Source organism: Labilibaculum antarcticum (assembly GCF_002356295.1).
GTDB lineage: Bacteria > Bacteroidota > Bacteroidia > Bacteroidales > Marinifilaceae > Labilibaculum > Labilibaculum antarcticum.
This window is the reverse complement of record NZ_AP018042.1, coordinates 3,784,239-3,808,528: the sequence shown is the minus strand read 5'-3', so window position 1 is coordinate 3,808,528 and position 24,290 is coordinate 3,784,239. Positions and strand designations below refer to the sequence as shown.

Genomic DNA, 24,290 nt, shown 5'->3' with positions numbered 1-24,290 from the left:
GAAAAGGTTTCCCAATAAAAAGTTCTACTTCTTGTAATACTTCATTGCTTCTGGCAGGTATGCCTGTAGATCTTTCACACGAGTATCATCAGCTGGGTGAGTCGATAAGAATTCCGGTGGCTTTTCGCCTCCACTCTCAGCCATTCGTTTCCAAAATTCAATTGCTTCTGCAGGATTGTATCCGGCCATAGCCATAAATATCAAACCCATTTTATCGGCTTCGGATTCGTGAGAACGCGAGAAGGGAAGCATTACACCAACATTGGCACCAACACCAAAGGCAGTCATCCAAATTTGTTGTGTTTCGGCAGGCTTCTCATTTAAAGCCATTGAGAGTCCTGTACCTAGAGCCTGAATACCCATTTGCTGACTCATTCGCTCGTTACCATGACGGGCAATGGCGTGAGCAATTTCGTGTCCCATCACAACAGCCAGACCCGTTTCGGTTTGTGTGTAGGGTAAAATTCCGGTATAGAAAACCACTTTACCGCCTGGCATGCACCATGCGTTAGGGGTTTCATCATCAACTAAGTTGAACTCCCAAACGAAATTTGCAATGCGATCGCTCAGACCATTATCAGTCATGAATTTTTCGACTGCCGCAGAAATTCGGGCACCGCAGGATTTTACCATGGCGGTTTGTTCCTTGTTGTCGGAGAGTTTGCTCTCCTTTAAAAAAGCATCGTATTGAGTTAAACTGGTAGCAATCATTTCTGTTTCCGGAAACAGATTCATTTGTTTTCTTCCGGTGATAGGCACTGTTGCACATGCAATTGCAAACAACAAAAAGCCCGAAAGCAAAATGGTACGCATGTTTTTCTTCATCATTTTCTTATTTTGATTTTTAGTAATTGGTTCTTTTTAATATTCATTTCCGTTTCGTCGCAAAAAACATTCATTCTTTAATTGACGATTGCTCGTGCGACGGTTTACACCCATGATTCAATTCCCAGGGCGTTGCCCTGGGCTGAAATCTTAAAGCCCTTCAGGCTTTCTATTTGTTCAAACAACTTTATATTCTTAATCCAATCTTCGCTAAATGGCTCCCGGCTTGCGGACTTAATGCCAAAAATACCATCTCTTTTTATTCTTGCATGTTTCGTCGCAAAAAACATTCATCCTTTAATTCACGCTTGCTCGTGCGACGGTTTACACCCGTGATTCAATCCCAAGACGATGCCCTGGTCTTAAATCTTAAAGCGCTTCAGGCTTTCTATTTGTTCAAACAACTTTATATTCTTAATCCAATCTTCGCTAAATGGCTCCCGGCTTGCGGACTTAATGCCAAAAATACCATCTCTTTTTATTCTTGCATGTTTCGTCGCAAAAAACATTCATCCTTTAATTCACGCTTGCTCGTGCGACGGTTTACACCCGTGATTCAATCCCAAGACGATGCCCTGGTCTTAAATCTTAAAGCGCTTCAGGCTTTCTATTTGTTCAAACAACTTTATATTCTTAATCCAATCTTCGCTAAATGGCTCCCGGCTTGCGGACTTAATGCCAAAAATACCATCTCTTTTTATTCTTGCATGTTTCGTCGCAAAAAACATTCATTCTTTAATTAACGGTTGCTCGTGCGACGGTTTACACCCGTGATTCAATTCCCAGGGCGTTGCCCTGGGCTGAAATCTTAAAGCCCTTCAGGCTTTCTATTTGTTCAAACAACTTTATATTCTTAATCCAATCTTCGCTAAATGGCTTCCGGCTTGCGGACTTAATGCCAAAAATACCATCTCTTTTTATTCTTGCATGTTTCGTCGCAAAAAACATTCATCCTTTAATTCACGCTTGTTCGTGCGACGGTTTACACCCGTGATTCAATCCCAAGACGATGCCTCAGGCTAAAATCTTAAAGCCCTTCAGGCTTTCAAAAAAAATCATCCCCTCTGTTCACTGTTCACTGATAACTATTTACTGATAACCGTTCATTGTGTTTAATTGTTTTAGCAGATCATTCACATTGGATACAGGCAATTTACAGGTATGATTTTTACAAAGATAGAAAGTTGTTTGTCCATTTACATAACGATTTTGAAGTAAGGGCAGAATACTTTCTGATTTGCTCCCAGAAATCAAGACATTGGGTAAAAACAATTCTTCAATTTTCCGTTTCTGAGCTATGGCATCTTCTCCTACAACAACAATTTCGATGAGTGGATTTACCAACCAAAAATACAACTGTCCCCAATTGGAATGATAGGATATTGATTTTTCGAGGCGTGGCTTCACATTCGCTAGCATCTGCCCGGAACGCTCTATGTATCTGCCCTTATCTAAATAAGTTCCTACTAAAAACAAGCTTTTTGCAATGGATGAATTCGATGATGGAATCACATTATCAATCAATTCCATTTTGCGGGCAATTAAATTAGGATCTTCGTCGGATGTATAGAAAAACATGCCCGACTGCTCATCGGAAAAATGAAGGATAACATGCTCGAGCAAATCATTCGCTTTCAGCAACCATTCCTCGTTAAAAGTTGCCTGATAAAGTGCAACAAAAGCTTCGATGGTAAAGCTGTAATCGTCTAAAAACCCATTGATTTTCGAATTCCCATCTTTGTAATTGCGGTGCAAATGTGCTTTCCCTTTCCAAAGGTATTTCTGAATGAACTCAGCATTTTTAATGGCTTTATTCAAATACTCTTCATCACCCAAAGCCTTGTACGCATCTACGTATCCCTTTAGCATGAGCGCATTCCAACTGGTTAGCGATTTATCGTCCAAACCTGGCCGAATTCGGTCCTTTCTTTTCTCCAGAAGAGCTCTTCTCCCCTTCTCTAAAACTTCTTCCAGTTTCTTTACGGATATCTGAAATTGATCGGCCAATGTCGCTTTTTCGCTCTGAATCATGAGAATATTTCCTTCCTCCCAATTGGCTCGATCAGTAATGCCATAATACTCACAAAACAGCTCGGATTGATTGCCCAAAAGCTGATCAACTTCCGCCTTTTCCCACACATAAAATTTACCTTCAACCCCTTCGCTATCGGCATCGAGCGAGGAGTAAAAACCCCCTTCGGGCAAGCTTAATTCCCTATCGATAAACTCGAGTGTTTGTTCTATTACCTGTTTGTACTCGGGAATTTTAGTGAGCTGATAGGCCTCGGCATAAAGGCTTATTAACTGTCCGTTGTCGTATAACATTTTTTCGAAGTGCGGTACTTTCCAGATGGCATCGACCGAGTAACGGGAAAAACCTCCGCCCACCTGATCGTAAATACCTCCCATGGCCATTTTATCAAGCGTAAGCGTTACCTGATTTAATGCGTCCATATTTTTAGTGAAATAATAGTAACGCAGCAAAAACTGAAGAGAATTGGGCAATGGGAATTTTGGGGCCCGATTAGTCCCCCCTTCGCGGGTATCGAATTCGGATTCCCACTGGCGAAATGCTTTTTCTAAATCCGCGACAGCGAATGGCTCTGCTTCGGCCTTTACCGTAATTATTTCGTTTTCACGGATTCCCTTGGCCAACTGTTCCGCTACGCCCTTCACCTTTTCAGTTTCGTTGACCCAGGCATTGTGAATTCCTTTCAGCACATTCATCCAATTATCGGCAGGGAAATAGGTCCCTCCAAAAAATGGTTTCCCATCGGGCATGGCAAAACAATTTAAGGGCCATCCCCCACTGCCAGTCATCATTTGCACGGCATCCATGTAAATTTGATCGATATCGGGCCGCTCTTCGCGATCGACTTTTATGCAGACAAAAAATTCGTTCATCAGCTTGGCGACTTCTTCGTTCTCGAAACTCTCCCGCTCCATTACATGACACCAGTGGCAAGCCGCATAACCAATGCTCACCAATATGGGTTTGTTCTCTTTTTTGGCTTTAGCCAAGGCCTCTTCGCCCCAAGGATACCAATTGACCGGATTGTGAGCATGCTGTAACAGGTAAGGACTATTCTCCTTAATTAAGTGATTTGTATGTGCGTGTTTCATTGTATTATTGTGATTTTGAGAATGAGCAAGATTTCCTTTTATCAGCAAAAGCGATAAAAGCAATACCGCCCGTGTAAATTTAATTCGCATCATCTCCTTTATTTTAAAGTAAACTAAAGATAGAAATTATTTTTAATCATTTTAAATAAGACAGGAAAAACACATTCCAACCAAGGAATAAATTCATATAAATAATACCACACACTTTTAAAAAAAATCCTGCTAAAGAGAAACCAGCACTTACCAATAGCGGGATGCAGTAAAAACCTTTGACGATAGATTGTTTCCGAAGACCGCAAGCAGAAAAAAGGATTTTAGCGGAGGCGATTCCCAAATAGTTCGCGGAAAAGTGGAGCAATGCCTGCTCAAGGCATAAAAAGCACACTGCCCGGCAAGGCAACTAACAATTGATGGCTAAAAAGCAGACTGCCCGCTGGGGCAGAATACTTATTATGCTTCGGAAGCCCACTGCCCGGCGGAGCAGTGGTTGTTTGTTGCCTAAAAAGTGAATTGCTCCGCAGGGCAGCACACTATTATTCCTTTAAAAGCAGACTGCCCCGCAGAGCAGTGTAGTTTGAATGCCTCAGAAGTGAACTGCTCCGCAAAGCAGTGAAGTTTTGAGCATTAAAAGCCACAGATATCGCCTCGCCAACATCCTGTACTAACAAATACGCAAAAATTATCCGATTTTCAGTTACATCTGAACGCAAGAATGGGGTTGAACAATTTGTTCAACCCCATTCAAATTTATATTTTATCCAAAAATAATTATTTTACATTAAGCTATAGGCAACGGTTACTCCAGACATTACAATGGCAACCATACTCATTAGTTTAATTAAAATATTAAGACTTGGACCTGAGGTATCTTTAAAAGGATCTCCAACAGTATCACCAATTACGGTTGCTTTGTGAGCTTCAGAACCTTTACCTCCTAAATGTCCGGCTTCAACATATTTTTTAGCATTATCCCAAGCACCCCCGGAATTTGCCATAAAAACAGCTAAAACAAAACCTGCACCTAATCCACCAACTAATAATCCCATAGTACCAGCAACTCCGAACACCAAGCCGACCACGATAGGAACAGAAATTGCCAAGATAGAAGGCAACAACATTTCTTTTTGAGCCCCTTTAGTCGAAATGGCAACACAATTTGCATAATCAGGTTCGTTTTTTCCTGTTAGAATACCTGGTATTTCGCGAAATTGTCTTCTTACTTCATCCACCATTTTCCCTGCAGCCCGGCCAACAGCATTCATGGTTAATCCACAGAATACAAATGCCATCATTGAACCAATAAATATTCCAATTAATACTATTGGATTCATTAGGTTAACCTTAAAAAAGTCCATGAAATCCATTAGGCTTATTGAGCTAACGTCGCTAGCTGTAAACACTACATTCCCATTTGGGAAGGCATAACTTTCAGCAGTTTCAAGCAAACGAATAATTCCAATTTTAAGTTCTTCGATATAAGAAGCCAATAATGCCAAAGCAGTTAAAGCGGCAGAACCAATAGCGAATCCTTTACCTGTTGCTGCGGTAGTGTTTCCAAGAGAATCAAGAGCATCAGTACGTTTTCTAACTTCAGGTCCGAGTTCACACATTTCGGCATTACCACCTGCGTTATCGGCAATAGGGCCATAAGCATCAGTAGCTAAAGTGATTCCCAAAGTAGAAAGCATTCCTACTGCAGCAATACCAATACCATATAATCCTAAGCCCATGTTATCCATATCAAATCCGGAAGCAAATAAAAATGAGAAGATAATACCTACAACAACTGCCATAACAGGAATTGCTGTTGAAATCATACCCATTCCCAAACCCGAAATAATAACGGTAGCAGCTCCTGTACTGGAACTTTCCGCAATTTTCTGTGTTGGTCGGTACTCTTCTGATGTGTAATATTCAGTTGCCCGTCCTATGATTATTCCTGTAATCAATCCGGTAACAATGGCACCCCATATTCCCCAAATATTTTCAAGTTCGAGAATATAAAGAATTACCCATGAGAATACGATAATTAAAGCTGAGCTTATATTTGTTCCTCTTCCCAATGATTTTAGCAATTGTCTTTGAGTGGCACCCTCGTTAGCTTTAACCATGAAAATACCAATAATCGAAAGAATAATTCCAACAGCAGCAATCAACATAGGGGCCAAAATTGCCTTCATTTGTAATTCGGCATTTCCCATAAAAGCCGCAGCACCAAGAGCCGCAGTAGCCAATATTGAGCCACAGTACGATTCGTATAAATCGGCACCCATACCAGCAACATCACCTACGTTATCACCAACATTATCAGCAATCGTAGCCGGATTTCTTGGATCATCTTCGGGAATACCCGCTTCTATTTTTCCCACAAGGTCACCACCAACATCAGCAGCTTTTGTAAAAATTCCGCCACCTACTCTGGCAAATAAAGCCTGTGCTGATGCTCCCATACCAAATGTTAACATGGTAGTGGTAATAATCATCATCTTTTCTGCCACACTTGGCTCATCAACAAAGTAATTAAGAACAATAAACCATGCCGAGATATCAAAAAGTCCAAGCCCTACTACAACAAGGCCCATAACTGCACCACTTCTAAAAGCTACCCGAAGAGCCAGGCTAAGAGAAGTTCGAGCTGCATTTGCTGTTCGGGCTGAAGCATAAGTTGCCGTTTTCATCCCAAAAAAACCAGCCAATGCTGAAAAAAATCCTCCCGTTAAAAAAGCTCCGGGAACCCATTCATTTTGTAAATTAAAACCATATGCCAATACCGAAAACATAACCACAATAACCAGGAAAAAGATACCTACTACTTTATATTGCTGCTTTAAATAGGCCATTGCTCCCTTTCGAACATGAGAAGCTATTGTTATCATTTTATCGGTACCTTCACTTTCTTTCATTACCTGTTTAAAAAAGTAAAAGGCAAATCCTAAAGCAACTAAAGAACTAAATGGAATAAACCAAAAAATATTATCAACGTTTTGCATTATTTTTTAAATTTTCGTTTGTTTTTCTTAATTAAACCGGTTCGATTTAGCTGATCTCCACCATACATAATTCTTATCATTCAACTCTTCTTCTGAAGGGAAAGGATAATAAACCATTTCATTACTATCACCAATAAAAAAACCATTCTTAATTGTTCTAAAAAGAAGATCCCGTGAAAAGAAACGCCTAATGGTTTTTTGAATTTTACCTGGCTCATTATTAAGAATCTTCAGACAATCTCTTAAATGATCTAACTCTGGATAAGGCAAATTATGGGCCGGCGAATTTTCAAAATCTTCTGTCAATCCATTCAATTGCAATTCTACAAATGCCAGTTTAGGAAGATTAATTTTTTCTGTTCCTTTTGTCATATAATCTATGAATTGCAAGGGAGCCAATTTACTAATAATCCTTGGTGTAACCGGGCAAAGTTCCTGATACAAGTGTGCACTGGATTTAATATCGCCAGGATAATCTCCTTTTTTAATTTCCATTGTTCGCCCGTCATCCGTTGTCAGATATAAACTTTTTAAAGCTGAAACAGGAATGCTTTCCAATACACGGTAAATGGAAAGATAAACGGAGCTTTTTGGTCGGCCCTCTTCCTGAGGAACGCATCTTTCATTTATGTAGTCCATTGGAAGAATATCCTGGATAGCATTACTGTCAACCTCAAGAAAAAGAACCTGACCATGCGTGCGTTTTTGGGTACCAACCGCCATATAGCTTCCAAATTCTTCAGGTGAAAGCATAGAAGCAATTAAAGCTTCGGGCGTTAAATTCAAATAAATTTTTGGTTTCATTATTTAATTTGGTTTAGGGTAAAAACAATATGTTACACTCTATTCGAGTAAAAATAAAGAGTCTTTATACGAATTAAATATATTCTCAGGATTTTGGGTAATAACAACATCAGAGCACATAAATACTCTTCCTGATTTTATCATTTTTGAAAACATTAATCTTTCCTAGACAAAATATGGCTAAGCAAGACAAGAACAATATGTTTAAATAGAGTCACAAATATATAAGAATAATTCAGAAGTTATTCTAATAATCAAGAGTTAATTACTAATTGTAACTGTCATAATTTATAATAATAAAAGACATTTATATCGTTTGTATCTTCTTCAACACCTCTGTTCGGGTGCGCGCACGGGGTAAACTCAGTAAATTGAATCGCCCTCATGAGCAATAACAAACACCTCGATTGTGGACCTTTATTTAAAATAGCTTACTCCATTAGGACTTTCTTTTACGAAACTTAACATTAAAAAGGCCTTTTATTAAATTTACCATTCAGGGCGCACACAAAAGCTAAATTGCCACGGGCCATGATGAGCAGTTTTATTGTTCGGTACGATTAACAAACACCAGCAAGCCTCTATAATTGGTTTTCTCAAAATATAAATAAGTGAATTTAATCGGCTTGCTTACTTGGCGCATTGATAAGAGTTGAACTATGAGCAGTCTGTTAGAGCCGGCAATGATTTCATATCCTTGCCCGATTTGGCTTCGGGATTGAACTACATCCCAGTCAGTAGGCTGGGTTTTGCCTTTCATGCTTTTATCGACAGTTTATGCTGTTTTGGGAAGTATTCTTTGGAAATAACCGGATAATAGAGAGGATTTCATTTTCCAAACTAGAGCACTTTAAATGATCCGTATTCAATAAAAACCTAATGGAAAGAGTGATGCCGTAATTGTCAATTTTCTTAGATTAATCACTCTGTATGACTTAAAACGAACCCAAATTAAAAGGATTATTTCATATGTTTTTTTATTCGTTTTTTATTTGTCATATGGAAGTTACCATGCTGGAATAATCATCTCCCTGTGTGTAGAAAGCTTTATACATGGACGTTTCATATGATTATAATTTGTTTTTTAGTTGCCATATGGAACTTACCATGCTATGATAATCATCTCCATGTGTGTCAAAATCACTTTGGCATGGACGTTTCATATTGTAACAGCCGTTACTTTAATATGTGTATGATGTAATTCTTTTATAAAATTGTGTAATATTCCAGAAACAAAGGTGCTTACCTTTACAGTATTATCATTCAGATGATATTTTAATTAGTTAATATAGGTGAACCCGATCAACTGTATGCTGTGAAAGAGAATTAACGAGTTAGCCTGGGAATTCTTAATTGACGAAAAGGCTATTGAACATTGACGTAAAAGGGTCACATCATTTTAACTCACATAAAAACAATAAATCATGGAAAAATTTGAAATTACAAAAAGAGTAGACGCAAGCTTTATGTTTAACCTTAAAGCGCCAAATGGCTTAATTATTATGACAAGCCAGGGTTATACAACAAAAGAGGCTTGCCAAAATGGAATTGAATCTGTTAAAACCAATAGTCTTGATAAGGAAATGTTTAAACAGGAAACAGCTTCAGATGGAAGTCCATATTTTAACCTGACCGCGGTAAATAGTCAAATTATTGGCACAAGTCAAATGTACACATCAAAACAAAGTAGAGACCAAGGGATTGATTCAGTAAACAAGAATGCGCACAAAGCTGAAGTTATTGATTTGACTATTGATTAAGGCATATTTTGAGCTCATTACCCAACATTTACGATGGCTTCGGCTGAGTTGCTCATGACATAAATCCAAAGGAATTCCAGATTTCCGCTCCGCTCCAATTCTCATCAGTACCAAAGCTTGGTTGATTCGATCTCCCTTGGTAAGGTAAATGTCCTTCCATCTAATTCTGCAGTACCTTTAGCTTGGCGCGCCCCATCTACATTGCTATCCTTTTGGTAATCATGGGTTTTGCAGAAATAAAACAATACCTCCTATTCCGTTGATTCATTCCTGCCTTTCTAAAATGGTATTCACGAGCTAGGCACTCTTCGTCAGTTCAGACTTTCACTCTCTGGACTTTATTTTATTAAATTTACCATTCGCACACACAAAAGATAAACTGTCATGAGCGTTGATGAACAAATTGAATGCCTTAAAATAAAGTAATATGAAGTATTACTAAAACAAAAAAACTTTATCGTAAAGCCATTACATCTGTTGTTGTCATTATTCTATTGGTTTATTAACTGATTTTTTATATTCAAAAGTAAATGACAAAAAAATATTTTCTTCACCATTAATAAACACTTCAACTTATTTAATTTAGATATGAAAAAATTCAGAACATTCGCGATATTAGCTTTGAGTATATGTCTTTTATTTGGAACATCATCCTGCGTTGTAGGTTATAAAACAAATAACGGAAAACATAAGGGATGGTACAAAAATTCTAATAACCCACATAATTCCCATCAGTCAAAATCAAAAAAACACCATGGGAAACATCATAAATAATTCTATTTAAAAACACCTCAATTCAATTGTTCACAAAAAAATAATTTTAATTAACAGCATTGAAAAAGATTACATATCTAATTTTCATTTTATTCTCAAGACTACATTATTCTGAATTGTCAAAGCGTTTACTCAAAAATTTCACGTGATAACAATGCATCTTCAATATCAAAATTTAGTATTTTTAGAGAACCCATTGGAAGAATGCTTTTTAAATAGGGATCCTTTACGTAAGATCAACTTCATTTTTCGTACACGAAATGTGTGAATGATGTAATATTCAGTTAGAGTTGTGTAAGCTATTTTGATTTGAACATGCTCATCTTTGTCTTGTAAAATAATTACTTGTATAAATTAAAAAGAAATAGATACAATAATAACTTTGCTCTATGCATCCCCTGCAGGATGTACTATAATATAGATTATCAACTGCTTTGGATGTAATACAGGTGAAGCTATTCACATTCTATTTACCATTGCAATAGTAGCTGCACTTATCAAGGATTATCCAGGATAGAGATTTTAAAAAAAAATTACAATTTATTACTAATAATTTAAGATATGAATAAAGGGAACATAAAAAAAGGGGGATTAATTATTCTGCTTATTGGTGTAGTTATGACCATTTTCACAACCTTCAGTTTCTTTACTAAGGAAAATGTAATTGACATGGGCGATATTCAAATTACAAGAAATCAACACCATAACCTGGAGTGGTCGCCATTTATAGGACTAGCGGTAATGGGACTGGGTGGTATTGTAATCATCTTGGCTACAAGGAAAAAATAATTTGAAATACAGACGGTATCATTACCAACTGGTCTGGATTTAAAACAATTACAGATGGAGTCTGAAAACCATTTCAAACGAGGCGTACCCGAAAAGCCAAACGAGTAGGAATTAATTAATTTAAATATCATGAAAAAAATTGTTGCGACTTTATTGATTCTATTATGTGTGTCTTCAGTCAATTTTGCACAAGATTACAACACTGGAATCGGTCTAAGGGCCGGATATTCAAATGGTTTAACAATTAAGCATTTCATTAGTAATAAAACGGCTCTTGAAGGTATTCTTTCATCAAGATGGCAAGGGGTTGAACTAACAGGCCTTTATGAAATTCAAAATAGGATTGCCAATGCTGAAAGGTTGAATTGGTATTTTGGATTCGGTGCTCATATTGGAATCTGGGATGGTGATCATGCAGATTGGGGAAACCGTGGAGAAAGCTATACCGTTGTAGGACTTGATGGTATTATTGGATTGGAATATAACTTTACTGAAATACCAATTAATATTGGCATTGATTGGAAGCCCACTTTGAATGTTTTTGGATATAGCGGTTTTTGGGGTGACGGTGGTGCACTTTCTATACGATATATATTTTAGGGATAAAGCAGAAGTGTTTCAAAACGTTCTGCAAACTATCTTTCTTGCGTAGGCCGAAACCTGTAATTTATAAGCATTCAATAGATTTGCTCATGAAAACAGTTTCGGCCTTCGCAGTAATAGATATCTGTTCGAGAAACGGCTTCTGGACACTCTTTACTGATTTACCTTTCCTATTCAACAACGTAAATCTCTAAGAGGTGTGAATGATGTAACTTAAGAACAGTCTTGTGTAACATTTCAGGGTGTTAATGTATTTACCTTTGTTTTATTGAAATATTAATTAAAACAATTATATGAAATTAAAAAATCTATTTTCAACCCTTGCAATTGCAGCGGTTGTTTTGATGTCGGGTTGTTCAAAAGATGACGATACCGATTTAAATATTGCACCAACGATGGTTTCTTCTGATCCGGTAAACAATACCGCAGATGTAGCTCTTAATAGAAACCTTGCTGTTACATTTAATGAGGCAATGGATCCTTTAACGATCAATACTTCAACATTTATAGTAAAGCAAGGAACAGATGCTGTTGCTGGTGTTGTGGATTATTCAGGATTAGTGGCAACATTCAATCCAACAAATGCTTTATCTGCTGAAACTATTTATACGGCTACAATAACAACCGGAGCAGAAAATTTAGCCGGCAAAGCACTTGCTGCTGATGTAGTATGGAGTTTTACAACTGGCCTTTTACCAGATGATATATCACCGGAGATAACTTTAACAGACCCTGCAAACAATGCAGTGGATTTACTTCGCAGTAAAATAATTACTGCTGAATTCAGCGAAGCAATGGATGCTTCAACGATAAATACTGAATCATTTATAGTAATGCAAGGAACAAACACAGTTTCCGGCGTTGTGGATTATTCAGGAACAACAGCAACTTTTACACCAACTAATAGCTTAGTCGCTTCAACAATTTATACTGCAACCCTAACTACCGAAGCAAAAGATTTAGCTGGTAATGCCCTTGCTGCTGAGAAAGTATGGAGTTTTACAACTGAAGATGCACCAGCTGGCCTGGCTGCAGTTGAACTTGGAACTGCAGGTGATTATGCAATTCTTGCTAAAACCGCGATCAGTAACAATCCTACTTCTGATATTACCGGAGATTTGGGTTTAAGTCCGGCAGCCACTTCCTATATAACAGGGTTTGCGTTAACAGATGCAACGGGGTATGCAACATCTGATCAGGTTACCGGTCAAATTTTTGCATCCAATATGGCAGATCCAACTCCAATTAATTTAACTACATCTGTTGAAAATATGATTACCGCTTATAATGATGCGGCAGGTCGTCCCTCTCCTGACTTTCTTGAGTTAGGAACTGGAAATTTAGGAGGTAAAACGCTTGTTCCAGGTTTATATAAATGGACAAGTACTGTTACATTGCCTACTGATGTTACTATTTCGGGTGGAGCTGACGATGTTTGGATTTTCCAGATTTCAGGTGATCTTAATATGAGTGCTGCAGTAAATGTAACGCTTGAAGGTGGAGCCCAAGCTAAAAATATTTTCTGGCAGGTAGCCGGTGAAGCAACTTTTGGAGCAACATCTCATTTTGAAGGTATCATTTTATCAATGAAGGGGATTAATTTTCAAACAGGAGCATCCTTTAATGGAAGAGCCTTAGCACAAACTGCTGTAAGTCTAGATGGTAATGCAATTGTAGAGCCATAATAGAATATTATAACCAGATTTAAAAGAGGTAGTCTAATAAGGCTACCTCTTTTTTTAATTTACAAAAGCATTTTGTAAAAGTGTCACAAAAAAAAGTGCGTGAATGATGTAACTTAATAGCATTTTGGTGTAACATTTCAGACTGTTAGTGTATTTACCTTTGTTTTGTTACAATATTAATTAAAACAATTATATGAAATTAAAAAATTTATTATCAACCCTTGCAATTGCAACGGTTGTTTTGATGTTTGGTTGTTCAGAAGACGACGATATCAATTTAAATACTGCACCAACAGTGAATTCTTCCGATCCGGCAAACGAAGCTGCAGATGTAGCTCTTGATAAGATAGTTGCTGTTACATTTAGTGAGGCAATGGATTCTTTAACGATCAATACTTCAACATTTAGAGTAATGCAAGGAACAGATGCAGTTACAGGTGTTGTGGATTATTCGGGATTAGTGGCAACATTCAATCCAACAAATACTTTATCTGCTGAAACAATTTATACGGCTACTATAACGACCGGAGCAGAAGACTTAGCAGGCAAGGCACTTGCTGCTGATAAAGTATGGAGTTTTACAACTGGTCTTTTACTAGATGATATATCACCTGCGATAACTTTAACAGACCCTGCAAGCGATGCTAAAGACGTAGTTCTTAACAAGACAATTGCTGTTACATTTAATGAGGCAATGGATGCTTCAACGATCAATGCTGAATCATTTATAGTAATGCAAGGAACAAATGAAGTTTCCGGTGTTGTGGATTATTCTGTAACAACAGCAACTTTTACACCAGCTAACAGCTTGGACGCTGAAACTATTTATACTGCAACCTTAACTACTGAAGCAAAAGACTTAGCTGGTAATGCACTTGCAACTGCTAAAGTATGGAGCTTTACAACTGGTCTTTTATCAGATGATACATTACCGGAAGTAACTTTAACAGATCCTGTAAACGATGCAGTGGATGTACTTCCTAGTAAAATAATTACTGCAGAATTCAGCGAAGCAATGGATGCTTCAACGATCAATGCTGAATCATTTACAGTAATGCAAGGAACAAATGTAGTTTCCGGTGCTGTGGATTATTCAGGAACAACAGCAACTTTTACACCAACTAATAGCTTGGTCGCTGAAACTATTTATACTGCAACGCTAACTACCGAAGCAAAAGACTTAGCTGGCAATGCACTTGCGACTGCTAAAGTATGGAGTTTTACAACTGGTATTATACCTGATGATACATTACCTGAGGTAACTTCAACAGACCCTGTAAACGATGCAGTGAATGTACTTCCTAGTAAAATAATTACTGCAGAATTCAGTGAAGAAATGGATGCTTCAACGATCACTAATTCAACATTTACAGTAATGGAAGGAACAAATGTAGTTTCCGGTGCTGTGGATTATTCAGGAACAACAGCAACTTTTACACCAGATAATAGCTTGGCCTTTGCAACAATTTATACTGCAACGCTGACTATTGAAGCAAAAGACTTAGCTGGTAATGCACTTGCAACTACTAAAGTATGGAGTTTTACAACTGAAGATGCTCCGGATGAAACATCTCCGAAAATAAATTCAACAGACCCTTTAGATAATGCAGTGGATATAATTCGCAGTAAAAAAATTACTGCAGAATTCAGTGAAGAAATGGATGCTTTAACGATCACTAATTCAACATTTACAGTAATGGAAGGATCAAATGTAGTTTCCGGTGCTGTGGATTATTCAGGAACAACAGCAACTTTTACACCAGATAATAGCTTAGTCGCTGCAACAACTTATACTGCAACGCTAACTACTGAAGTAAAAGACTTAGCTGGTAATGCACTTGCTGCTGATAAAGAATGGAGTTTCACAACTGAAGCTGCACCAACTGGCCTAGCTGTAGTTAATCTTGGAACTGCAGGTGATTATGCAATTCTTGCTAAAACCGCGATCAATAACAATCCCACTTCCGATATTACCGGAGATTTGGGTTTAAGTCCGGCAGCCACATCGTACATTACTGGACTTTCCTTAACCGATTTTACAGGATATGCAGAATCGGCTCAAGTTACTGGTCAGATTTTTGCCGCCGATATGGTAACTCCTACTTCAAGTAATTTAACTACAGCTGTTGAAAATATGCTTACAGCCTATACAGATGCTGCCGGTCGACCTACTCCTGATTTTTTAAATTTAGGAACTGGAAATATTGGTGGCAAAACCCTTGTTCCAGGATTATATAATTGGGGAACTGCTGTTACATTGCCTTCTGATGTTACTATTTCGGGTGGACCTAATGATGTTTGGATTTTCCAAATTGCAGAGGGGCTTAACATGAGTGCAGGAGTTAACGTTACTCTTGAAGGAGGCGCACAAGCAAAAAACATTTTCTGGCAGGTAGCCGGTGAAGCAACTTTTGGAGCAACATCTCATTTTGAAGGTATTATTTTGTCGCAGACAGCTATTACTTTTAAAACAGGAGCATCATTTAATGGAAGAGCTTTAGCACAAACTGCTGTAATCCTAGACAGTAATGTAATTGTAGAGCCATAATAGAATTAGAATAGCCAGATTTAAAAGAGGTGGTCTTATAAGACTACCTCTTTTTTTAATTAAAAAAAGAGTATTTTTAAAAAACTAAATTGATAATTTCCGTAAGAGAACTTAACTATTGTTTCACGATTAAGAATCATTCCATTTTTCTAAAAACATATTAAGTATTATATGTTATCAGAAGTGCGTGAATGATGTAATTTATAGTAAAGGTTGTGTAACACTTTTCGAGTTAAAAAGGACCATTTTTGTAAGGATTTATATAAAAAACATGAAATTATATATCAAGTACATGGTAAGTAACCGTTGTAAAACCGCGGTTAAAGAGGAGTTAAAAAAGCTTCGACTACATTTCATTGTTGTAGAATTAGGCGAAGTTGAGATCATGGAAAACATTTCGGAAGAACAAAGGGAAGAACTGAAAAAAGCTTTACACATCACAGGACTTGAATTAATGGATGATAAGAAAGCTATATTGATTGAAAAAATAAAAACTCTAATTATTGAAATGATCCATTATACGGATGAAATGATTAAAACAAACTTTTCTGATTTTTTAAGTGAGAAATTAAATCACGATTATACTTATCTCTCTAATTTATTTTCAGAAGTACAAGGAACTACTATCGAAAAATTTATGATTTCTCATAAAATTGAACGGATAAAAGAATTGATTATTTATGATGAGTTAAGCATTACCGAAATTGCATGGAAAATGAATTACAGCAGTGTAGCTCATTTATCTAATCAGTTTAAAAAAATTACAGGGCTTACCCCCTCTCATTTTAAAAAATTGAAGAATAAAAGACGAAGACCTATTGAAGAAATTGGAAACACGCCCGATTGTATTTAAACGACAAAACTTACTGTTTCAATAGCAGCACAAAAAAATAAGATGGAAACAACAAAAAGAAAACCCGATAGATATAGAGATCAATACACCAGAAGTTTGATAGAAGCCAGTATAGATCCACTGGTTACGATCAGTGCTAAAGGAAAGATTACAGATGGTAACGAAGCCTTGATAAAAGTGACCGGTGTTTCGCGTGAAGAGTTGATGAATACTGATTTCTCAAATTATTTTACAGATCCTAAAAAAGCACAGGAAGCTTATCTTCTGGTTTTTGAAAAAGGTTTTGTAGTTGATTACGCCTTAATTCTAATACATAAAAACGGGAGTTTAACCGATGTATCATTCAATGCTTCCGTTTATAAAGATGATAAAGGAAATATTATCGGCGTTTTTGCGTCAGCCCGTATTGTTACAAATCAAAAATGGGTAATGGAGTTAAGAAGAGCGAATAAAGAACTTGCTTTTCAAAACGAAGTGAAAGAAAAACGAGCTGCTGAGTTAATCGTTGCCAACAAAGAACTTGCTTTTCAAAACGTTGAGAAGGAAAAACGGGCTGCTGAATTGGTCGTTGCCAACAAAGAACTTGCTTTTCAAAACGTTGAGAAGGAAAAACGGGCTCAAGAACTAATCATTGCCAATCAAGAGCTTGCTTTCCAGAACGATGAGAAAGAAAAACGAGCAGCAGAACTTGTCATTGCAAACAAAGAACTTGCTTTTCAAAATGAAGTCAAAGAAAAAAGAGCGGCTGAATTAATCATTGCCAATAAAGAACTTGCTTTTCAAAACAATGAGAAAGAAAAAAGGGCAGCTGAGTTAATTATCGCCAATAAAGAGCTTGCTTTTCAAAACAAAGAAAAAGAAAAGCAGAAAATTGCAACAAAAGAACTGGAGGCGTTTAACGATGAGATCGAATCAGATTCTCAATATACACTAAGTCTTATTGAAGCGAGTCTTGATCCTTTGATTACTATAAATATCGAAGGTAAGATAACCGATATGAATGAGGCTTTGACAAAAATTACAGGGCTGACACGTGAAGAATTAACAGATACTGACTTTCTGAATTATTTTACCGAACCACTAAAAGCACGTGAAGTTTATTTAGAAGTTTTCGCTAAGGGATCTGTTGCCGATTCACCACTTACAATTCGCCATAGAAATGGTAAGCTAACCGATGTACTATTCAACGGATCGGTTTATAAAAATGAAAATGGAGATGTAGATGGAGTAGTGATTGTTGCAAGAGATGTTACCGAACAAAAAAGAATTGCTACAGAGCTTACAGAAGCTATCGTATTTGCCGAAATGGCAACATTGATTGCTGAAGAAGCAAAGAGTAAAGCAGAAAAAGCCACATTAATTGCTGAAGATGCGGTAAAAGCAAAACAGTTGTTTTTATCAAATATGAGTCATGAAATTCGCACTCCTATGAATGCGATTATCGGATTTACCAAAGTAATGCTTAAAACCGAATTGTCTGAAAAACAAAAAGAATATTTAAAAGCCATAAAAATAAGTGGTGATGCATTAATCGTTCTTATAAATGACATACTCGATTTGGCAAAAGTAGATGCCGGAAAACTGACATTTGAGAAAATACCTTTCAAAATATCTCAGTCTATAGCAGCAATGCTGCATCTTTTTGACATTAAAATTCAGGAAAAGAATTTAAAATTAGTAAAAGACTACGATACCAATATTCCTGATGTGGTGGTTGGCGACCCGGTTAGGTTACACCAGATTATTTCAAATCTGTTAAGTAATGCTGTGAAATTTACTTCGAAAGGCAAAGTTACATTCGGGATTAAATTGTTGGATGAAGATGAAAAGAAAGTAATCCTTGAATTTACCGTTTCGGATACTGGAATTGGAATCCCTGAAGATAAAATAGAAGCGATTTTCGAGAATTTCCAGCAGGCAACCAGCGGTACTTCACGTTTGTTTGGAGGAACTGGTTTGGGGCTTGCCATTGTTAAACAATTAGTAGAAACGCAGGGCGGCAGCATTCATGTATCCAGTAAAATTAATGAAGGCTCTACTTTTAGATTTACATTAAGTTTCCAGAAAACAAAGGCTAAAGCTGATTTTGAGCCAGAGATGGCTGAATTGTGCACTGACCTTAAAAATATAAAAGTATTGGTGGTTGAAGATATTCCTCTCAATCAATTACTGATGAAAACGCTCTTGGATGATTTCGAATTTGAAAGCGATATTGCTGCTAACGGAAAAATTGCTATCGAGAAAATGCAAACCAAATCGCACGATATTATTTTGATGGACCTGCAAATGCCGGAAATGAATGGATTTGAAGCTACCGAATATATTCGGAATACATTGAATTCCAATATTCCTATCATTGCCTTAACAGCGGATGTTACTACTGTTGATTTGGCGAAATGCAAATCTGTTGGAATGGATGATTACATAGCGAAACCTGTCGACGAAAGACTATTATATAGTAAAATGGTTGGTCTGATAAAAATGAATCCCAATAGTATAGAAGCTGAAAAAAACAGATTAGACCCTAGTGAAAAGGAGAAATGTACTGACTTAGATTATTTAAATCGCAGGACAAAATCAAATCCAAAACTAATGATGGATATGATTTCGCTTTATCTGAAACAAACTCCAGCTTTAATTACTACAATGAAACAAGGTCTGGAAAATAAAGACTGGAAATCACTGTACACAGCTGTTCATAAAATGATACCATCATTTTCGATAATGGGTATTAGTACCGATTTCGAAGACATGGCAAAAAAAGTACAGGAATATGCCAGCACTCAAGAACAATCTGAAGGAATCTCTGAAATGGTTCTGCAACTTGAAGACGTTTGTATACAGGCATGTGAAGAATTAGAAGAAGAGTTTAATGCAATTAAAACACAAAAAAATGAGTAACAATAATAACTCAGATAGCAATCGAATCAAAATTTTTCTGGTTGATGATGATGCTTTGTATCTAAAATCATTAGAGATAGATTTTATGCAACAGGCTGATTTTGAAATTGAAACATTTGAAACAGGCGAAGTTTGTTTAGAGAATTTATCACACAAACCCGATGTAATAATTTTAGATTATCATCTTGACGGAATTAATAAAAACGCGATAAACGGAATCAAAACATTGGATGAAATAAAATCGTTCAATCCGGATATCCCTGTTGTAATGCTGTCATCTCAAGATAAAATTGATGTGGCTATCAACTGTATGCATCACAAGGCTTTCGACTATGTCGTGAAAAGTGAAACTGCCTTTATGCGTTTGCAAAAAATTATTACAACTATTTTTTCATACAAAAAAATGGAAAAAGAATTAAGTTGGTATATGGATCGGATGTAAGCACTTTTTACCCCATCATACTCCGATAAACGCAATTCAACAGCTATACTCAATCATAAAAGACAAAGCTTATTATCTGGCAACCATTTGCAGAATATAATAACGCTTTGTCATTTCAAGCACGAATAAAAAAAACGACTGCAGCCTCTAAGGCTATAAACAGCAAACTTCAGGTAACAGTAAGTCCCCGAAATCAAACTTTGCTTTCTTATTTCAAATAAAATATAAGTTTATACCTAAACAATCGTTTAGGCAGTCATTTTATCTGCTGTAAAAATAATATTGCAAAAAAAATGTGTGAATAACACAACTTATAGACACAATTATGCAACATACGACCCTGTTAAGTTCCCTTACTTTGTTTTATCAAAATTATTCATAAATAAAACAAATAAAATGAAACTGAAAAATGCATTTCTAATCTCAATCGTATTAATGGCAGGATTAATTTCTAGCTGTGATAAAAACATGGGTGTAAATCCAGCATCAGAACAAGCTGCAGTAGCGAACTCAGAAACCTTAGCTTCTGAAAAACTGGCAGCACAATCTGCTTCAACGCTTTCGTCAGACATGTCATTAAAAAGTACAAATAGTAGTTTGGAAACAGTAAATCTAGGGCTTGCAGGCGAATTCGCAATTCTTTCAAAAACAGGAATAACTAGTGTTTATAAATCTTCTATTTTAGGAGATATTGGAACAAGTCCTATCACCGGTGCTGCTATTACATTAAGTTGTGATGAAGTAACAGGTTCTATATTCTCTGTTGATGCAGCAGGCCCAGCTTGCAAAATTACAAGTGCTACCAGATTAGGAATTGCTGTACTTGATATGCAAGCAGCTTACACAGACGCAGCAGGAAGATCTAATCCTGATTACTTGAATTTAGGTGCTGGAACCATTGGTGGCAAAACCCTTACTTCAGGTCTTTACAACTGGTCAAGTTCTGTTGAAATCCCAACTGATATCACAATTTCTGGTAACTCTACAGATATTTTCATTTTTCAAGTTGCAGGAAATCTAAATATGAACTCTGCAGTAAGAGTTACTTTAGAAGGTGGTGCTCAGGCTAAAAATATTTTCTGGGTAGTAGCTGGGTCCGTAACTTTCGGAACGACTAGTCATTTTGAAGGAAACATTTTAGGACAAACAGCTATTAATATGAAAACAGGTGCAACTTTGAATGGAAGAATGTTAGCACAAACTGCTGTTACCCTTCAAATGAGTACTGTTGTAAAACCATAATAAGTTTTAAATAAAAATCTTAAAAGATGCTGTCTGAAAGTTAGTTCAGGCAGCATCTTTATTTATATTACGTTTAACTAGTATCGTCTCAATTATGATGTAGAGTGATCGATTTCTTCATTTTACGTTATCACAATGGCAAGGTACAAAGATGACGCAATCTTTCTTTGCCTATGGCTTTAAGTTACTATCTGCAAAACTCTATATTATCCACACTAAATTTTTCGAGTGATTCTTAGGTAGAATAAGTCTAAAGAAGTTTAGGATTTAAAAAACAAATTTTCAATAAGTGTGAATGTTACAACTTTAATCTAAATTTATGTAACTCCTTTCGTGCCTAATATACTCACCTTTGTATCTAGAGCATTCAATGATAAAATATAACTAGAGTATAATGACAGATACATCAAAATCATATCGAAACTGGGAAAATAAAAAAGATAAACTTAAACAGAAATTTGCTGTACTCGTAAACAATGATTCATTGTTTGAAAAAGGTAAAAAAGAAGCATTGGAGGAAAGACTTCAAATTAAGTTAGGCAAAACAAAAAAAGAGGTGCAAAATATTATTGAATCGCTGTAAACTCAATTATTTTAAGTAAAATACACCCTCCTACTCCGTCCATACATCAATCGGAACAGGCTGACTTTCAGATTTATTCCCAACAATTCATGAAAGTCTTTTTTATCCTTAAACAACATTGAATTATAAGTACTGATTTTTTTCCCAATAATATGTGAACAATGTAACTTTTATAAAAAGTTGTATAACACTCTCAACAGCTAATGATCTTAGCTTTGTTCTGTGATATTTTTTCAGACACATCAATAAATCCCAATATGAAAATAAAAAATATACTACCAATTTTTGCGATAGCATTAGTTATTTTAATAGCCGGTTGCAACAATGATGATGATGATTTAGGCAACCTAATAACTATTCCTGTTCAAACAACAGTTCAAACAACAATTTCACTTGATGCTGCATCTAACTTTGCGATTCTTGCAGGTTCAGAAGTTACCAACACGGGAGCAACAGTGATTACTGGTGATATTGGATTAAGTCCTGGTACTTCAATAGGAGGATTTCCTCCAGGAATTTTGAACGGAACACAGCATATTAATGATGCAATAGCTAATCAGGCTAAACTTGATATCGTTGATACATATAATGATATTGCAGCAAGAACATGTGCTGACGTAGTAACATTGTCAGGAAATATTGGTGGACTTACACTTACTCCCGGACTCTATTTTTCTACTTCATCCCTAGATATTTCATCAGGCGATCTTACTTTTGATGCACGGGGAGATGCAGGTGCCGTATTTATAGTACAGATAGCATCAGCATTTACCACAACATCAGGCCGTAAGGTTATTCTTAGCGGAGGTGCATTAGCATCCAATATTTTTTGGAATGTGGGTAGTTCTGCAACTTTTGGGACTACATCTGTTATGAAAGGAACTGTTTTAGCAACTGAATCAATAACCTTCAATACAGGAGCAACACTTGATGGTCGGGCATTAACAAGAACTGGCGGAGTTACTTTGGAAGGTAATACTATTGTAAAACAGTAAGCATTTGCAGAATACGTAAACGAGTTGCCCCAAAAAGGCGGCTCTTTTTTTATGCGATTAAAAAAGAGATCTGCATATAATTAAATTTGAGGCTACTCGGTCATAAAAGTTATCCATAACAACATCATGATTAATAAATATCACATCTAAAAATGTGTGAATGATGTAACTTATTGTTAAAGTTGTGTAATAAGCTTTTTTACAAGCCTAAGTACCTTTAATCAGGTGAAAAATCACTTGCCATTTAAAAAAATATTATCATGAAAAAATCTTTTGTTAATACCATATACCAATCTATAGCAGGTAATCTAAAATTACTTCTTTGTATCATTACCATAGGATTCTTTAGCTTAGGAGCATCGGCAAATCCTAAATTGGCATCAAAACAGCAAATCGGAATGTTTAAAAACTCTACCCTTTGTGTGGTGCTTGAAGATGGTACTATTGAATATAATATACTTATTAAAGAAGCAGTTAAAAAGCACTGGAAATCTACCGATTATGAATTTATTAGTCAAGAAGAGTTTAATCAGCGTCACTTCGACTCGAAGTATTCTTTTTTAGTACTCATGAAAGGTGTTTTTGACAATGACCCTGATGGGGTGAGCTATAATTACCTTAGCCTTGTGTTGGGCGACAAATCAGCCGACCTTACTAACATGCCTGAATTGTGCAGTTTTCCTATTTCATACAGTGATGACAATACGATGGATTTTGGATATGTAATTCCCGCAATGGTTAAATTCATGCAGAAACATGCATTAAAGCTTGAATCACATCGTTTCATGATATCATTGAGAGGATTAAAATATTACAATGGTTCATCAAGCTTTAAAGATAAAGTATTGTTACTAAACAAAGATATGATGGCTATAGAAGCCAATTCACCTGAAAAAATAAAATCGACATATTCCTATTATGTGAAATTTTTAAGTGGAGACGAAATCCAAAAAGAAATAGCAACCGATCCTTCTAATGCCTTGTTTAATTTTCATGTTGGTCCGGCACAGGAAGACGCTGCAGGAAAATGTTTTGAAATGATTTTTGATGTATATGGAAACCTGTACTATTACAATTCACGCAAAATCACAAATGAAAACAAGGATGGTTTTAACCTGAAAGATTTCAGAAGACTATAGATAATTAAACACCTGTGTTTTGCAAACACAAGCCAATCAAAAAAAGATTGTCGATGATGTTATTGATTAACAAGAACAATTTTATTTTTAATACTACCTGTCGGGATATAAAACCCCGGCAAGTTTAGTATTTTAACCCGCATTATTCATCAAATTTAATAAAGTTGAATATAAATGCGGGTTGCTTGATTTTATGATATTTACCTCCAGAGAGGCAGGTTTCTGATCATTAAA

At 36.4% G+C, this 24,290-nt stretch carries 16 protein-coding genes; 12 read left to right on the top strand and 4 right to left on the bottom strand.

The window, feature by feature from the left end:
- Positions 1-24: 24 nt before the first annotated feature.
- The 4 genes from ALGA_RS15005 to ALGA_RS14980 all read right to left on the bottom strand — a co-directional run bounded on the left by ALGA_RS15005 (position 25) and on the right by ALGA_RS14980 (position 7,742).
- Positions 25-828 (bottom strand): M48 family metallopeptidase, encoded by an 804-nt coding sequence (locus ALGA_RS15005; protein ID WP_231705975.1) that lies wholly within the window; start codon positions 826-828, stop codon positions 25-27.
- Between the two features lie 1,086 nt (positions 829-1,914).
- A complete protein-coding gene (locus ALGA_RS14990) occupies positions 1,915-4,041 on the bottom strand; it encodes a thioredoxin domain-containing protein (protein WP_197705582.1) in 2,127 nt (708 codons plus the stop codon).
- Positions 4,042-4,721: 680 nt separating this feature from the next.
- Positions 4,722-6,938 carry a sodium-translocating pyrophosphatase gene (locus ALGA_RS14985; RefSeq protein ID WP_096430411.1) on the bottom strand — a complete coding sequence of 739 codons (2,217 nt, stop codon included), beginning with the start codon at positions 6,936-6,938 and terminating at the stop codon, positions 4,722-4,724.
- A gap of 27 nt (positions 6,939-6,965) precedes the next feature.
- The gene (locus tag ALGA_RS14980; RefSeq protein WP_096430408.1) at positions 6,966-7,742 is read right to left on the bottom strand and encodes a hypothetical protein; all 777 of its coding nucleotides are present in this window, start codon (positions 7,740-7,742) and stop codon (positions 6,966-6,968) included.
- A 1,424-nt stretch (positions 7,743-9,166) separates the two neighbouring features.
- Here ALGA_RS14980 and ALGA_RS14970 point away from each other — a divergent pair.
- The 12 genes from ALGA_RS14970 (at position 9,167) to ALGA_RS14915 (ending at position 24,056) form a co-directional block, all read left to right on the top strand.
- Positions 9,167-9,502: a YegP family protein gene (locus ALGA_RS14970; RefSeq protein ID WP_096430402.1), complete on the top strand. Its 336-nt coding sequence runs from the start codon at positions 9,167-9,169 to the stop codon at positions 9,500-9,502.
- A gap of 1,335 nt (positions 9,503-10,837) precedes the next feature.
- Positions 10,838-11,065 (top strand): hypothetical protein, encoded by a 228-nt coding sequence (locus ALGA_RS14965; RefSeq protein ID WP_096430399.1) that lies wholly within the window; start codon positions 10,838-10,840, stop codon positions 11,063-11,065.
- A 129-nt stretch (positions 11,066-11,194) separates the two neighbouring features.
- Complete coding sequence (locus ALGA_RS14960) at positions 11,195-11,665, top strand: hypothetical protein (RefSeq protein ID WP_096430396.1); 471 nt, start codon at positions 11,195-11,197, stop codon at positions 11,663-11,665.
- A 296-nt stretch (positions 11,666-11,961) separates the two neighbouring features.
- Positions 11,962-13,353, top strand: coding sequence for an ice-binding family protein (locus tag ALGA_RS14955; protein ID WP_197705581.1), 1,392 nt, complete (start codon positions 11,962-11,964; stop codon positions 13,351-13,353).
- A gap of 193 nt (positions 13,354-13,546) precedes the next feature.
- Positions 13,547-15,901 (top strand): Ig-like domain-containing protein, encoded by a 2,355-nt coding sequence (locus tag ALGA_RS14950; RefSeq protein WP_096430393.1) that lies wholly within the window; start codon positions 13,547-13,549, stop codon positions 15,899-15,901.
- 271 nt (positions 15,902-16,172) lie between these two features.
- A complete protein-coding gene (locus ALGA_RS14945; protein WP_096430390.1) occupies positions 16,173-16,754 on the top strand; it encodes a helix-turn-helix domain-containing protein in 582 nt (193 codons plus the stop codon).
- 42 nt (positions 16,755-16,796) lie between these two features.
- Positions 16,797-19,655: an ATP-binding protein gene (locus ALGA_RS14940; protein WP_096430387.1), complete on the top strand. Its 2,859-nt coding sequence runs from the start codon at positions 16,797-16,799 to the stop codon at positions 19,653-19,655.
- Positions 19,648-20,097, top strand: a complete 450-nt coding sequence (locus ALGA_RS14935) for a response regulator (RefSeq protein ID WP_096430384.1) — start codon at positions 19,648-19,650, stop codon at positions 20,095-20,097. The genes ALGA_RS14940 and ALGA_RS14935 overlap by 8 nt, the downstream gene beginning before the upstream one ends.
- Before the next feature lie 396 nt (positions 20,098-20,493).
- A complete protein-coding gene (locus ALGA_RS14930) occupies positions 20,494-21,339 on the top strand; it encodes an ice-binding protein (RefSeq protein ID WP_197705580.1) in 846 nt (281 codons plus the stop codon).
- Between the two features lie 394 nt (positions 21,340-21,733).
- The gene (locus ALGA_RS14925) at positions 21,734-21,922 is read left to right on the top strand and encodes a general stress protein CsbD (protein WP_096430382.1); all 189 of its coding nucleotides are present in this window, start codon (positions 21,734-21,736) and stop codon (positions 21,920-21,922) included.
- Between the two features lie 257 nt (positions 21,923-22,179).
- Positions 22,180-22,917 carry an ice-binding family protein gene (locus ALGA_RS14920; protein WP_197705579.1) on the top strand — a complete coding sequence of 246 codons (738 nt, stop codon included), beginning with the start codon at positions 22,180-22,182 and terminating at the stop codon, positions 22,915-22,917.
- A gap of 260 nt (positions 22,918-23,177) precedes the next feature.
- Positions 23,178-24,056, top strand: a complete 879-nt coding sequence (locus ALGA_RS14915; RefSeq protein WP_096430377.1) for a hypothetical protein — start codon at positions 23,178-23,180, stop codon at positions 24,054-24,056.
- Positions 24,057-24,290 lie beyond the last annotated feature (234 nt).

What these genes read in the sequence shown, in the direction of transcription:
- ALGA_RS15005 (WP_231705975.1), bottom strand. Translation starts at nt 828, where the DNA reads ATGATGAAGAAAAACATGCGTACCATTTTGCTTTCGGGCTTTTTGTTG.
- ALGA_RS14990 (WP_197705582.1), bottom strand. Translation starts at nt 4,041, where the DNA reads ATGATGCGAATTAAATTTACACGGGCGGTATTGCTTTTATCGCTTTTG.
- ALGA_RS14985 (WP_096430411.1), bottom strand. Translation starts at nt 6,938, where the DNA reads ATGCAAAACGTTGATAATATTTTTTGGTTTATTCCATTTAGTTCTTTA.
- ALGA_RS14980 (WP_096430408.1), bottom strand. Translation starts at nt 7,742, where the DNA reads ATGAAACCAAAAATTTATTTGAATTTAACGCCCGAAGCTTTAATTGCT.
- ALGA_RS14970 (WP_096430402.1), top strand. Translation starts at nt 9,167, where the DNA reads ATGGAAAAATTTGAAATTACAAAAAGAGTAGACGCAAGCTTTATGTTT.
- ALGA_RS14965 (WP_096430399.1), top strand. Translation starts at nt 10,838, where the DNA reads ATGAATAAAGGGAACATAAAAAAAGGGGGATTAATTATTCTGCTTATT.
- ALGA_RS14960 (WP_096430396.1), top strand. Translation starts at nt 11,195, where the DNA reads ATGAAAAAAATTGTTGCGACTTTATTGATTCTATTATGTGTGTCTTCA.
- ALGA_RS14955 (WP_197705581.1), top strand. Translation starts at nt 11,962, where the DNA reads ATGAAATTAAAAAATCTATTTTCAACCCTTGCAATTGCAGCGGTTGTT.
- ALGA_RS14950 (WP_096430393.1), top strand. Translation starts at nt 13,547, where the DNA reads ATGAAATTAAAAAATTTATTATCAACCCTTGCAATTGCAACGGTTGTT.
- ALGA_RS14945 (WP_096430390.1), top strand. Translation starts at nt 16,173, where the DNA reads ATGAAATTATATATCAAGTACATGGTAAGTAACCGTTGTAAAACCGCG.
- ALGA_RS14940 (WP_096430387.1), top strand. Translation starts at nt 16,797, where the DNA reads ATGGAAACAACAAAAAGAAAACCCGATAGATATAGAGATCAATACACC.
- ALGA_RS14935 (WP_096430384.1), top strand. Translation starts at nt 19,648, where the DNA reads ATGAGTAACAATAATAACTCAGATAGCAATCGAATCAAAATTTTTCTG.
- ALGA_RS14930 (WP_197705580.1), top strand. Translation starts at nt 20,494, where the DNA reads ATGAAACTGAAAAATGCATTTCTAATCTCAATCGTATTAATGGCAGGA.
- ALGA_RS14925 (WP_096430382.1), top strand. Translation starts at nt 21,734, where the DNA reads ATGACAGATACATCAAAATCATATCGAAACTGGGAAAATAAAAAAGAT.
- ALGA_RS14920 (WP_197705579.1), top strand. Translation starts at nt 22,180, where the DNA reads ATGAAAATAAAAAATATACTACCAATTTTTGCGATAGCATTAGTTATT.
- ALGA_RS14915 (WP_096430377.1), top strand. Translation starts at nt 23,178, where the DNA reads ATGAAAAAATCTTTTGTTAATACCATATACCAATCTATAGCAGGTAAT.